At 43.0% G+C, this 13837-nt stretch carries 11 protein-coding genes; 9 read left to right on the forward strand and 2 right to left on the reverse strand.

Features of this window, described 5'->3' with window-relative positions; translation table 11 throughout:
* Nucleotides 1-26 precede the first annotated feature (26 nt).
* Nucleotides 27-674, reverse strand: coding sequence for a hypothetical protein (locus OQ477_RS19390; RefSeq protein ID WP_265973523.1), 648 nt, complete (start codon nt 672-674; stop codon nt 27-29).
* 63 nt (nt 675-737) lie between these two features.
* Nucleotides 738-1697 (reverse strand): magnesium/cobalt transporter CorA, encoded by a 960-nt coding sequence (gene corA, locus OQ477_RS19395; RefSeq protein ID WP_007408518.1) that lies wholly within the window; start codon nt 1695-1697, stop codon nt 738-740.
* Nucleotides 1698-1803: 106 nt separating this feature from the next.
* On the opposite strand from corA, the gene OQ477_RS19400 reads away from it, so the two are divergent.
* The 9 genes from OQ477_RS19400 (at nt 1804) to OQ477_RS19440 (ending at nt 13825) form a co-directional block, all read left to right on the forward strand.
* Entirely contained in the window at nt 1804-2667 is an 864-nt protein-coding gene (locus OQ477_RS19400; protein ID WP_045206994.1) for a DNA-3-methyladenine glycosylase family protein, read from the forward strand.
* A gap of 145 nt (nt 2668-2812) precedes the next feature.
* A complete protein-coding gene (gene rlmD / locus OQ477_RS19405) occupies nt 2813-4213 on the forward strand; it encodes a 23S rRNA (uracil(1939)-C(5))-methyltransferase RlmD (protein ID WP_265973524.1) in 1401 nt (466 codons plus the stop codon).
* A gap of 220 nt (nt 4214-4433) precedes the next feature.
* Nucleotides 4434-5603 carry a hypothetical protein gene (locus tag OQ477_RS19410; RefSeq protein ID WP_052941788.1) on the forward strand — a complete coding sequence of 390 codons (1170 nt, stop codon included), beginning with the start codon at nt 4434-4436 and terminating at the stop codon, nt 5601-5603.
* 322 nt (nt 5604-5925) lie between these two features.
* A complete protein-coding gene (locus OQ477_RS19415) occupies nt 5926-7980 on the forward strand; it encodes a hypothetical protein (protein ID WP_265973525.1) in 2055 nt (684 codons plus the stop codon).
* Nucleotides 7981-8699: 719 nt separating this feature from the next.
* On the forward strand, nt 8700-9683 hold the full coding sequence (locus tag OQ477_RS19420) for a tRNA dihydrouridine synthase (protein ID WP_007408522.1): 984 nt from the start codon (nt 8700-8702) through the stop codon (nt 9681-9683).
* Between the two features lie 145 nt (nt 9684-9828).
* Entirely contained in the window at nt 9829-10329 is a 501-nt protein-coding gene (locus OQ477_RS19425) for a DUF6884 domain-containing protein (protein WP_265973526.1), read from the forward strand.
* Nucleotides 10330-10585: 256 nt separating this feature from the next.
* On the forward strand, nt 10586-11587 hold the full coding sequence (acoA, locus tag OQ477_RS19430; protein ID WP_003155540.1) for an acetoin:2,6-dichlorophenolindophenol oxidoreductase subunit alpha: 1002 nt from the start codon (nt 10586-10588) through the stop codon (nt 11585-11587).
* Nucleotide 11588: 1 nt separating this feature from the next.
* Nucleotides 11589-12617, forward strand: a complete 1029-nt coding sequence (gene acoB / locus OQ477_RS19435) for an acetoin:2,6-dichlorophenolindophenol oxidoreductase subunit beta (protein WP_007408525.1) — start codon at nt 11589-11591, stop codon at nt 12615-12617.
* Nucleotides 12618-12631: 14 nt separating this feature from the next.
* Nucleotides 12632-13825 (forward strand): dihydrolipoamide acetyltransferase family protein, encoded by a 1194-nt coding sequence (locus OQ477_RS19440; protein WP_265973527.1) that lies wholly within the window; start codon nt 12632-12634, stop codon nt 13823-13825.
* Nucleotides 13826-13837 lie beyond the last annotated feature (12 nt).

Below are 13837 nucleotides of genomic sequence, written 5' to 3' on the forward strand. Positions count from 1 at the left end.
TTTCCACCATTATACATGCAAAATGGTTAATCTGCTGTGTACACGATTGCCACTTTCAGTTCAGGTTCTGAAGACCACCCGGAGTCTGATGCGGCTTTCCCCTTATAAAATCCGGTAAATCGGGTTTTGATGATTGTTTTTGAACGGGGCTTTACAGTAAACGTTTTTGATTTGAATGTGACGTCCTTTATGTTTTCTGATAAATCCGGCGTGACAGAAATGGTTTGTTCCCCTTTTCCGTAATGATTGATATAAAGCGTGCAGCTCATGCCCGCTCTTTTTCGCTCAACCAGATAACTGCATTCGCTGCGGTGCTTCAAATATTCGACAGCCTCTTTTTCGGGGGCGAACTGTTTTAAGGAAAAAGCGGCATATTCGGTGGCAGGACTGATACCGGAAGCGGCCCCTATACTGAGAAAGATCAGAAACAGCCCCGCCGCGGGAAGCGTCCGCCTGAACGCGGCGGCACACCAGATTAACGCCGCAAGGTAAAGCACGACCCCGGGAATGACGGAGATATGGGCTCCATCTTCCGACCAAGAGGAAAAGCCGAGTAACTCAAAGATGTAATCAGACACCGTACGGCCGTTATACAGCGGGGCAATGGACATGACACTGAAAGCCAGGAGGACAGAAGAAATGATTTTGTGAGAAAAGATGGTAACGGCGCACACCTCTTTACGTTTTTTTCCAGACTATCATGTTTTCTCAAAAAAAAGAACAGCCGGCAGCCGTTCTTACTTGAAAATATTAAACCAGCCTTTGCGGGCGAACCAAAACAGCATGGCGGCCACAAGGACGGCCATTACGCCCAAAACGATAAAATACCCGTATTTCCAATGAAGTTCAGGCATGTTATCGAAATTCATGCCGTAAACCCCCGCGATGAACGTCAGCGGGATAAAAATGGTCGAGACGATGGTTAATGTCATCATAATGGCGTTCATCCGGTTTGAATTCAGCGTCACATAGCTGTCCCGCAAATCTGACGTCATATCACGGTTTGACTCGATCAGCTCAGCCAGTTTTAACAGGTGGTCATAAATATCGCTGAAATATGCCTTCGTTTCACGGCTTTCTTTTACATGGTCAAGGCTCAAAATCCGGTACATTAAATCGCGCATCGGAATGATCGTCCGCCTCAGGTTCAAAAGATCAGTCCGCAATTCAAACACTTCGTTCATTAAAGTGCCATAAGATTTATGGGTTCTGCTGTCTTCAATTTCATTCAGCCGGTCTTCAATTTTGTACAGCACGGGGAAATATTCATCGACAAGCTGATCCATAATCATATAAGTGATGTGCCCGGGCCCTTTTTTGGCTAATCCCGGAGAAGCGAAAAAACGTTCTCTCACCTTTGAGACGCCGGGCGATTCGTGCAAATGGAAGCTGACGATGAAACGGTCGGACTGAAAAATGTCCACCTCTTCCATTTCCAGTGTGTCCGGGTTCAAGGCGTGGAGCACATAAAAACGGTAGCCGTCATAATGGTCGATTTTCGGCCGCTGCATGTGCTGAAAGCAATCCTCGATCGCAAGCGGATGAAAATGAAAATAATCCCGCAGCAGCTCGGTTTCATGCATCTCAGCGCCGAAAAAATCAATCCAGTACCATGCGATGTCCGGTTGTTCTGTACGTGATAGGGGGATATTATCTAATATCTCATTATGTGTTGTGATTGCGGTTATATGTATCATAAACAACCCTCCGCCTGCCATTATATCATGCGGCGTTATGAAGAAAAGTATACGAATTGCCGCCCGGCCGCTTCATGATATACTTGGACAAAAAGGGGTGGAGCATATGTGGAAGGAAATGGTTTCGGTCACACCGCCGTATCATTTTGATAAAGTCCTTGAAAGGCTGTCGCTCGATCCGCTGAATGCGGTCGATCTTAAAGCAAGGTCAATCAAAGTGCCGCTCAGAACACGGGACGGCAAACTGTCCGTCATCACGGTTCAAGGGGAAGGCACCGCCGCAGACCCGGTTTTTCTCGTCAGCGGAGAAACGGACCGCAAAGAGATGATTGAACGGATCAAACACATTTTTCAGTGGGAGCAGCCGCTTCAGCCTGTACTTGATCATTTCTCAAAAACAAATCTGTCGGCGCTTTTTGAGGAGCATGCGGGAACCCCGCTCGTCTTGGAATATGACGTCTACAACTGTCTCATGAAATGCATCATCCACCAGCAGCTCAACCTTTCCTTCGCTTTTACTTTAACGGAACGGTTCGTCCATGCCTTCGGTGAACAAATAGACGGCGTCTGGTGCTATCCCGAGCCGAAAACGATCGCGGCGCTTGATTATCAGGACTTGCGGGAGCTCCAGTTCAGCATGAGAAAAGCGGAATATGCGATTGACATTTCACGGATGATTGCAGACGGAGCGCTCAATCTGGCGGAACTTTCTCATTTATCGGATGAAGACATTATGAAAAAGCTGATCGCCATCAGAGGCATCGGCCCGTGGACCGTCCAAAACGTCCTCATGTTCGGCCTCGGCCGTCCGAACCTGTTTCCTTTGGCGGACATCGGCCTGCAAAACGCCGTCAAACGCCGCTTCGCCCTAGAGGATAAACCGTCAAAAGACGTGATGCTCCAGGTAAGCAGCGAATGGGCGCCGTATTTAAGCTATGCGTCCTTGTACTTGTGGAGAAGTATTGAATGAAAAACCGCTTTGATCATTTTTTGGAAACTTCCAGTGAAAAACATGAAGGAACCGCCGGCTGCATGTTATACTGAAAAGATGTGATATTTCAAATCAGCCGTTTTCCCATGAGAAAGGCTTTATATAGAAACGGAGAGAAAAAAACGTGAATCAACATCAAAAAAAGGCGCCTGCCGAATTGAAAATCGGACAGACATTTCCGCTGACCATCAAACGTCTCGGCATTAACGGAGAGGGCGTCGGCTATTTTAAGAAAAAAGTTGTCTTCGTACCCGGCGCTCTGCCAGGTGAAGAAGTCGTTGCCGAAGCGACAAATGTGCAGCCGAAATTTTCAGAAGCACGCGTCAAAAAAATCCGCAAGCCGTCTGAACACCGCGTCACGCCGCCATGCCCGGTCTACGACCAGTGCGGCGGCTGTCAGCTTCAGCATCTGGCATACACCCAGCAGCTTCGCGAAAAACGCGACATCGTCATTCAGTCTCTGGAACGTCATACGAGATTCAATGTCGAAGAAATGAACATTAAAGATACGATCGGAATGGACAACCCTTGGAATTACCGGAACAAAAGCCAGTTCCAAGTCGGACGCTCGCAAAGCGGCAGCATCATTGCCGGCTTATACGGACTTGATTCCCATAAAATCGTCCCGATTAAGGAATGCATTGTCCAGCATCCGGCGACAAACAAAACAACGGGTATCGTCCGCCGTATTTTGGAAAAACACAACGTATCCGTTTATAACGAACGGACCAAAAAAGGCGATGTCCGCACCATCGTGACGAGAGTCGGATTTGAAACAGGCGAAGTGCAGGTCGTGCTTGTCACCGCGAAAGAGACACTGCCGAATAAAGACGAGATCGTCAAAGCCATTCAGAACCGTCTGCCGGAAGTGAAATCGATTATTCAAAACGTCAATGGCGCGCGCACATCCGTCATTTTCGGTGACAAAACAAAAGCGCTGGCCGGAAGCCATGCCATTCAAGAAGTGCTCGGTGACGTGTCATTTGAACTGAGCGCCCGCGCCTTCTTCCAGCTCAACCCTGAGCAGACGGTCAAACTGTATGACGAAGTGAAACAAGCGGCTCAGCTGACAGGAAAAGAAAAAGTCGTAGACGCGTATTGCGGCGTCGGTACGATCGGCATGTGGGTTTCAAGCGGCGTAAAAGAGATCCGCGGCATGGACGTCATTAAAGAATCAATTGATGATGCGAAGAAAAACGCCAAAAAACACGGCATCAAAAACGCGGCATATGTCACAGGAACAGCCGAACACTGGCTCCCGAAATGGACGAAAGAAGGCTTCCGCCCTGACGTGGTCATCGTCGACCCGCCGCGAACGGGCTGTGACAGAACATTTTTAGATACCATCAAAAAAGTAAAACCGAAACGCTTCGTCTACGTATCCTGCAATCCTTCCACACTGGCGAAAGACTTGCAGACGCTGTCGAAGGACTATCGCGTCGAATATATTCAGCCTGTTGATATGTTTCCGCAGACGGCTCATGTGGAAGCTGTGGCGAAGCTTGTTTTGAAATCGTCTAACTAAAATAAACAATTCGTAATCAGACCTGGATTTCGGTATAAACATTTCCGATTTCCGGGTTTTTTTATGCGCAGCCTTTGCCCTGGCTGTCTTTTCGATTCTTTTTTCCTCCTTTTAATAGTAATTCTAAAATATAAGATTTTTGGAAATTCTTCAACGATTTTTGTGTTAACTTCAACTATAATTGAATTGTAGTCTGTTTAATATAGGAGGAAGGGATATATTGGTCAAAAAATCATTTATTGTAATTGAAAAACCAAAAGGAAACATAACAAAACTACCTTATTCACCTATAAAAGAATCTCTGTTACTAAACTTAAAAACTAGGAATGAAAAGGGAGAAATAGAATTAAGGTGTGAGTGTTCTGATAAGATAGTGCTTAAAGTTTCCAATGCAAAATCACCGTATTTATATAATTCTACCAGACAATTTAAACATTCCAAGGATTGTTGCCGACATCCTCAATTTGTGGGTTCAAGCCCATATGAAAAGGCCTGGAGCTACGATGAGGAAGAGGGATTACATATTGTTAGAATTAAAGAATTACATCTTTCTCAGCTAGGGGATAATAACGAAAGAAACAGTAATGTGAGAAATAATGTGATTTATCATGAAGGAACGGGATCTAATAAAAATGTATCAACGATTTTTGGCTTAGCCACAAGAATAAATATGATGGCGTGGGAAAGTATGGTGTTAGGAAAAAAACATAGAGTTCCTAATGATAAATATGAGTTAGCTAAACATGTTTATGGTATATCGGCTCGAATTAGGTTATCGAGAAAAAGAAAAACTTTAAACGAGATGTTTTATAAACAAGTAGGCATATGGAATGTAAAAGTAAAAAAAGATATCTATTTTGTTTACATGTATGTAAATAGTGTAATACCGCTTGGAGAAGATACTCTATTTGATAATACAAAAAAAGATATTCTGTATTGTGAAGATGCTTTTGGGCGAACTAATCGCTTCTATGTTGAAAAGGAGGAATATGAACACAAGAAAAAAATAGAACCGCATAGCCCTGAATATGTGGTAGCAGGTTTTGTGTATAAAGAAGACAAGTATCATAAATGTATGACTCTAAAAAATTACTGTTTAATACCGATATCTGGTAGAGGTTTATATTGTGAAAGTTCTCATGAAAAAAATATATATGATCGGTTATGTGAAGATAATCTAACATTTTATAAGCCTTATTTGCCAATAGAAGGTTATGGAAGTTTTATTCCAGATGGATACGTTATCAATAAAGACAAGGATATAATATTTGAGGTGTTTGGTATTACTGGTATGTCCTCATATGATGAAAGAAAAGCAGAGAAAATTGCCTTATCTCAAACGGATTCCTTTAAGAGTATGTATAAATTTAAATATTGGGAAGTAAACTAATAGGAATGGAAGTTTTCATTTAATGAGGGATAGTTCATAGTTCCCATTAAGAAATTAATTCGTACCCAAAGTACATAAGCGAAGTTCAGGAAAGTATAAAGTTGCTTATTATAAGGGAGATTAATTGGGTTATTATAAACCAAGGAGAAGATTTGACTGTCTATAAGATCCAATTGCATGCGGGTTTTGGTAACGGAAATATAAAGCTGTAATAGATATACAATACAAACCCCATGCGATAGAAGTCTTGATTATAGCTAGACATAAATGGAGAAATATATATAGTGGATTTGTTGAAAAAAATATAGAAGGAGAGAACAACTTGAAAATATGGAACCATTATGAACTTGAGGCTTTGTTTAAAGATTCAAAGGAATTTATTCCTTTTTTAAACGAATTTATGCAAAACAATTCTCTGGAAGATACTTTAGAAATCGTTAGAGTCTCAGGCGTTTGTTTTAACATCTACAATAATAGACAAAAGATATCAAAAAAAGTCATATCTAACATTAAAGCAGTTTATAAGAGTGATATTAAGTTAATTGATAATTTTGAAGAAAAAATTAATATAATTAATTCAATTTTTAAGGATTTTTATAAATTGAGATCATCCAGGAAATTAGACCAAATTCCTCAGAAGAGAGAGGTAATAACATTTATTCTTTCTTTAGAGATTATGTTAGGTTCTCTAATTGAGTATATTAATGGGAATTCTATACATAGAATTAAAGAGGTGTATCCATACGTCATCTCATTGTTTGATGAAGGTAAACAAAAAATATTACCTGCTCAAAAAGATATAAATCGTGTATTAGGTATAGCTGATAGTATTGCAGAGTTTGCGGGGAGTTTACTGAAGTCTATGGGAGGTGGAAAAGGTAATATAGGAAAACTTGAAACTATGCGCATGAGTCACATAAGAGTCGCAAGAGAGCATATTGAACTATTTGATTTGTGGTCGTCTCTTTTGAACATTGAACAAAAATGGCGTTTTATCGGTACAGATTTTGATATAGATAATAAGAAAATTCACATCCAGCCCAAGAATGAAGATTTTTTACATGCACAAGAAATCTCAAAAGTGAGATTTAAGGATCAAAGAAGTAAATGGTATACGGATTTTAATTTAGCCGATAAAACAGAATTGGAACGTAAAATTGATCAAAATGCAAAGAAATTACCTCCAGCTCATTATCTTTGCGAGAATGAAGCATATTATTGTATTGCGATAGGAGAATTTCTACACACTCATGATCTAAATATAAGGCTTTTAGGTGTGTCACTCGCAGAATGGATTAGAGCTTACGTTGTAATTCAAATTGAGGCTGAAAATTATTTAAAGGAAAGATTCGAGTCAAAAGTAGTTAAACCATTAAACTTAAATAATTGGACTATTATGAAAACTGAAACTTGCTGGATAAACTTATTTGTTTCAAAGGGAGTAACTCAAGCCAGTGCTCTTAAAATCATCAATAACTTCAAATTTAATCAAGATGCAAAAGATTTGTTAGATTGTCCTTTTGTCGTTCATAATGACAGTTTGATTATTATTCCTTCTGTGGCATCACATATAGATCCTTCAATGTCATTGATATCTCTGTTAAATAAGAAGAAAGTGGATATTTCTTTTAAGGGTACTGGATTAGAAGAATACATATTAAATAAACTAAACAAGCTAGATATTGGTGCGAAAAGACTAAAGAGAATTGTTAATGGTGAAACATATGAATGTGATGTAGTTTTTACTATTGACAATGATTTGTTCTTTGTAGAATTAAAAGCCTTTGGTCAACCACTAACTATTAGGGAATATTATAATTTCTTAATAAAGATAATACAAAGGGAAACGGAAAAGATAAATAAAAGCCATAAAGAAAGAAGTGCTGTCGAGCAACTAAATCGTATTGTTGATTATTACGTGGAGAATATAAACATTGTAAGAGAAGAATTGAAACTAGAAGAAGAATGGCATCCTAAAAATATTTATAAAGTTATTGTAACGACAGCAATGCTTGGTGAAAGTATGTATTATAATGATTGCTATATTGCTGATACTTCAGCTTTTGTTCGGTTTTTAGATAGGAATCCTCCGGGTTTTTCAATAGGAAATAGATCTTTAAAACCGTATCACGAAGATTTTGAAGGAAATATAACATCTGAAAAGCTAATTAATATGTTGAAAAATCCTCCACAAATAGAGTTGGGAAATATAAGAGTCAAAAAGAATTATAGAAACCTTGCGATAAATGATTTAACTGTTCAATACCCATATTATAATGATCAATTAGGTGATTTTATCGAATACGATAAAGAATTATTGCAAAGATTAGGTTTAGAGAAGGATGAAATTAAAAAGATTAAAAAAATTGCAGAATAAAAAAATTAAGCTCCACTCATTGAATGCAAGCTTAAATTTATGCCTACAGCTAAACTTAGAGATAAATGGTGGGTCTATTTTTAAGATGTAATTACTATTAAAGATATATGTTAGGCAAGCTAAGCGTTGATAGATAAATAGGGAATTTTTTTATAATGTGGATTTTTGGAGGAGATGATAATGGATTTGAAAATCAAATTACCATAGGAATTCTTCATTAAGGGAAAGGCTAATCATACAATTAATTTTGAAATTCCTTTGCCTGAACATATAAAATGGGCTAAAAGATCAAAAATTTAGATCAATGAAAGGTGTTTATGTAACAGATTTAAAAAACCAAACTCGTAATTGTATATATGTGGGGGAAGGTAGCATGCGTAATAGATTAAGTAGACATAAGTATACATTAAAGAGTCTTCTTAGTAATAATGAGCATTGTCGATCTTCGGTCTTTTTCTTGCGCGGCCCTCTCCAGATTTTCATTTTAAAAAATGAAACATAAGAGGACAGGCGATCACGTTGATTAGAGCAAAAGCAAGTAATATGAATGATTTGTTTCAACCTAATACCATTTATGTGTGTTAATGAAATGTTCAAAATTTACTATCGTTTGATAAGAAGTGCTGACACATGCTATAAGTGTAAAAGAAGCATGGTCAGTTTTTAATTTTGGGATAAAGGTTTGGCTGTATCCCATCATGAAAGGATTTGGATTTGTTATGACAGATAATTTCTGGCGTGAATTACCGCGGCCATTTTTTGTACTGGCACCAATGGAAGATGTGACGGATGTCGTTTTTCGCCATGTTGTGAGTGAAGCAGGCAGACCTGATGTGTTTTTCACAGAGTTTACAAACTCAGAAAGCTATTGTCACCCGGATGGGAAGGATAGTGTGCGCGGCCGTTTGACTTTCACGGAGGATGAACAGCCGATGGTTGCCCACATATGGGGAGATAAGCCTGAAAACTTTCGCCAAATGAGTATTGGGATGGCGGAATTAGGGTTTAAGGGCTTGGATATCAATATGGGCTGTCCTGTACCTAATGTGGCGGGGAATGGAAAGGGAAGCGGCCTGATTTGCCGTCCTGAAGTTGCAGCCGAATTAATACAGGCGGCGAAAGCAGGGGGTCTGCCGGTAAGTGTGAAGACCAGACTCGGCTACACGGATATAGACGAATGGCGCGGCTGGCTGACACACATACTGAAACAAGACATTGCGAATCTTTCCATTCATCTGCGTACAAGAGCGGAAATGAGTAAAGTAGATGCGCATTGGGAGCTCATCCCGGAAATCAAGAAACTTCGTGACGAGATCGCGCCAGATACCCTTTTGACGATCAATGGGGATATTCCTGACCGGGAAACCGGCTTGAAACTCGCTGAACAATACGGTGTTGACGGGATTATGATTGGACGAGGCATTTTTACTAATCCATTCGCCTTTGAAAAGGAGCCGAGAGAGCATAGCAGTAAGGAATTGCTTGATCTTTTGAGATTGCATCTGGATCTTCATGATGAATATTCAAAAGCAGAAGCTCGAGCATATAAACCGCTCCCCCGCTTTTTCAAGATATATCTCCGCGGATTCCGGGGAGCAAGTGAATTAAGAAATCAATGCATGAATACAAAGTCAACAGATGAAGTGCGTGCATTGCTCGATGACTTTGAGAGAAAGTATCTTGATGGGATGGAGCAAGAGTGACATAAACAACTCTTCATCCGGCCCGGAGTTCGGTTTGAATTCCGGGTCTTTTTGTGTGCAGCTTTTACCCAGACATATCCGTCATGCAGAAATAAACGAATAATGGTACATTGATAGGAGATACATCATAAAGGGGGAGAGAAAAATGAAACGACTGTGCATCATCCCCTGCGGCAAGAAAAAAATTTGGGATGTCCATTCAGATACAGGTCCGGTAAGGGCGGAAGACGCTTATCTCAGCCCGTTTCATCAGGCGTGCGAGCAATATGCGAAAGCATTTTTCGATGAGTGGGTGATTTTGTCGGCGAAGCACGGATTCCTTCGTCCGGATGATATTGTTCCAGGAAATTACGATGTCACTTTTGGAACCGGTCATCCGGAGATCATGGCAGCGGACGAGCTGCGCCGTCAATTTCATGAAAAAGGCTTTTCCGACATCGACGAGCTTGTCATGCTTGGCGGGAAAAAATACCGAAGCGTCCTAAACGCCGTCATCGGAGAGCATCAGCATATCACCTGGCCTTTGTCATCGTATAAAGGCATTGGCTACATGCTTCAAGCGCTGAATCGGGCTGTTGAAGAAAAGCATGAACTTGCAGCACGCGGATATGAAAAAAAGAGTGTAACCACTCAAACGCCGCGATAGACTGTATGCAGAAGAATGAAGCAGTTAAAAGATTTCCGAGGAAATAAATACGTCGATCATTGTCAAAGACAGGGTGATGCCCGGTCTTTTTTGTATGCCTTAAAACGAGACAAAGGGAACAGATCGAGACAAAATGAGACACCTGTCTCAAACTGTCTCCATTGTAAAAATAAAAACATTCATTTTACGGGCTTCAAAGGCTGGCATGCTTCTTGCATTTATAAGTGTGAACCCTAAATAGAAGGAGGCGCACAAAATGGAATTGTTAAAACGAGAAGGCTTGTCATTAACTGAGGAGAAAGCGCTGTGGATGTACCAAAAGATGCTGGAAATCAGGGGCTTTGAAGACAAAGTGCATGAACTGTTCGCGCAAGGAGTGCTTCCCGGATTCGTCCATTTGTATGCCGGTGAAGAAGCGGTAGCTGCAGGCGTGTGCGCTCATTTAGATGATGGCGACAGCATTACAAGCACGCACAGGGGACATGGCCATTGTATCGCCAAAGGCTGTGATCTGGACGGCATGATGGCGGAAATATTCGGAAAAGCGACCGGACTGTGTAAAGGAAAAGGCGGTTCTATGCACATTGCGGATCTTGATAAAGGCATGTTAGGCGCAAATGGAATCGTCGGGGGCGGCTTTACGCTCGCATGCGGATCAGCGCTCACGGCTAAATATAAACAAACTAAAAATGTAAGCGTTTGCTTCTTTGGAGACGGAGCCAATAACCAAGGGACCTTCCATGAAGGGCTGAACTTAGCGGCAGTATGGAACCTTCCTGTCGTGTTCATCGCCGAAAACAACGGCTACGGCGAAGCCACGACATTTGAGTACGCGTCAGCCTGTGATTCAATCGCCGATCGGGCGGCTGCCTACAACATGCCGGGGGTCACGGTGGACGGAAAAGATATTTTAGCGGTTTATCAGGCAGCCGGGGAAGCGATAGAAAGAGCAAGAAACGGCGGAGGCCCGTCTTTGATTGAATGTATGACTTACAGAAACTACGGACATTTCGAAGGAGATGCCCAAACTTATAAAACAAAGGATGAAAAGACTGAGCATCTTGAAGAAAAGGATGCCATTCAAGGCTTTAAAAACTATCTTCTAAAAGAAACAGATGCAAATAAACTGTCAGACATCGAGCAGCGTGTCAGCGAATCGATTGAAAAAGCCGTCTCGTTCAGCGAAAAGAGTCCATATCCGAAAGAGTCAGAGCTGTTGACAGACGTCTACGTGTCATATGAAAAAGGGGGAATGTGAGATGGCGAGAGTCATAAGCATGTCGGACGCGATCAATGAAGCAATGAAGCTTGCGATGAGAAAAGACGACAATGTGCTTGTAATCGGTGAGGATGTCGCCGGGGGAGCGGCGGTCGATCATTTGCAGGATGATGAAGCATGGGGCGGTGTACTCGGGGTCACAAAGGGGCTCGTACAGGAATTCGGGCGCAGCCGAGTGCTGGATACACCGATTTCTGAGGCGGGCTACATGGGTGCGGCCATGGCTGCGGCATCCACGGGGCTGAGACCGATTGCGGAACTGATGTTTAACGATTTTATCGGAACGTGCTTTGACCAAGTGATCAACCAAGGGGCGAAATTCCGCTATATGTTCGGCGGTAAAGCGCAAGTGCCGATCACCGTCCGCACCACATACGGAGCCGGGTTCCGGGCAGCCGCTCAGCATTCGCAGGCGCTGTATGGCCTGTTCACCAGCATCCCGGGTCTGAAGACGGTTGTGCCGTCCAATCCATATGACGCCAAAGGTTTGCTGCTTTCGGCAATAGAAGACAATGATCCGGTATTCTTTTTTGAAGACAAAACGTCCTACAACATGAAGGGCGAGGTGCCGGAAGATTATTATACAATTCCGCTCGGAAAAGCGGATATCAAACGCGAAGGCAGCGACATCACGCTGTTTGCGGTCGGCAAGCAGGTTAATACCGCGCTTGAAGCGGCTGCACAGCTTTCTGAGAAAGGCATCGATGCCGAGGTGCTTGATCCCCGGAGTCTGTCTCCTTTAGATGAGGAAGCGATTTTCACATCGTTAGAAAAAACAAACCGGCTGATCATCATTGACGAAGCCAATCCGCGCTGCAGCATCGCCACGGATATTGCTGCGATTGTCGCCGATAAGGGCTTTGATTTGCTTGATGCGCCGATTAAGCGAATTACAGCGCCGCATACACCGGTGCCGTTTTCGCCGGTGCTTGAAGATCAATATTTGCCGACACCAGACCAAATTGTCAGCGTCACGCTTGAATTGCTTGGCGAGCCGGCAATGAATTAAAGGAGGGATATAGAATGGCTGTAAAAGTAGTAATGCCGAAGCTGGGAATGGCGATGAAGCAAGGTGAAGTATCCGTCTGGAATAAAAAAGTCGGCGACCCGGTTGAAAAGGGAGAAAGCATCGCCAGCATTAACTCGGAAAAAATAGAAATGGAAATAGAAGCGCCTGAAAGCGGCACGCTTCTTCACATTAAAGTCAAAGAGGGAGAAGGAGTCCCGCCGGGAACGCCCATCTGTTATATCGGGGAAAACGGCGAAGAAGTGCGGGAGAAGGAGGCGCCGGCTCCTGAAAATGCAGGGAAACCGCAATCTGAACCTGAACATATTCCCGCTCCCAAAGCCGTGCAAAAGCGTAAACACCGCGTGAAAATATCTCCCGTTGCCAGAAAAATGGCGGAGAAAGCCGGGGTGAAAGTTGATACGCTGAACGGGACGGGGCCCGGAGGCAGGATCGTAAAAGCTGACGTCATCAAGGCCATGAAGATGGAATCTGAACCGCAGTCTTCGGTTCAGACGGCACAGCCGGAGGGAAAACCGGCTTCAGCGATGAGAAAAGTGATTGCAGACCGAATGCACAAAAGCCTGCAAAACAGCGCCCAGCTGACGCTGACGATGAAAGCGGACATTACGGAGCTTGTAAAATGGCAGCAGCAGCTCGCCGACAGCGCGAAAAAGCGGAGCGGTGTTAAACTGACGGTCACACATTTCGTATCCCGGGCCGCGGTGCTTGCGCTGAAACAGCATCCTGAGCTGAACAGCTCTTATCAAGAGGAGCGGATCATCACCTATCCATATGTCCACCTCGGGATGGCGGTTTCTCTTGAAAACGGTCTCGTCGTGCCGGTGATCCGGGATGCGGAAAAGCTTTCATTCCTTGAGCTTGCGGATCACATCAGTACATCGGCACGCCGGGCGCGGGAAGGCAATGCTTCCGGAGATGATCTGCACGGATCGACATTTTCTATTACAAATCTCGGGGGTTACGGAATTGAGCATTTCACCCCGATTCTTAATCCGCCTGAAGCCGGTATTCTCGGAGTGGGCGCAAGCTATGAAACGCCTGCGTTTAAAGGAGATGAGCTTGTCAAAAGCATCATGCTGCCGCTAAGTCTTACCTTTGATCACAGAGTATGTGACGGCGCACCGGCTGCGGACTTCCTGAAAACGGTCAAAGCGCTGCTTGAAGAGCCGGGCGGATTGATTTTATAGAGAGGGTGAAGA

The organism is Bacillus sp. ChL18 (assembly GCF_026241425.1).
Lineage (GTDB): Bacteria > Bacillota > Bacilli > Bacillales > Bacillaceae > Bacillus > Bacillus velezensis.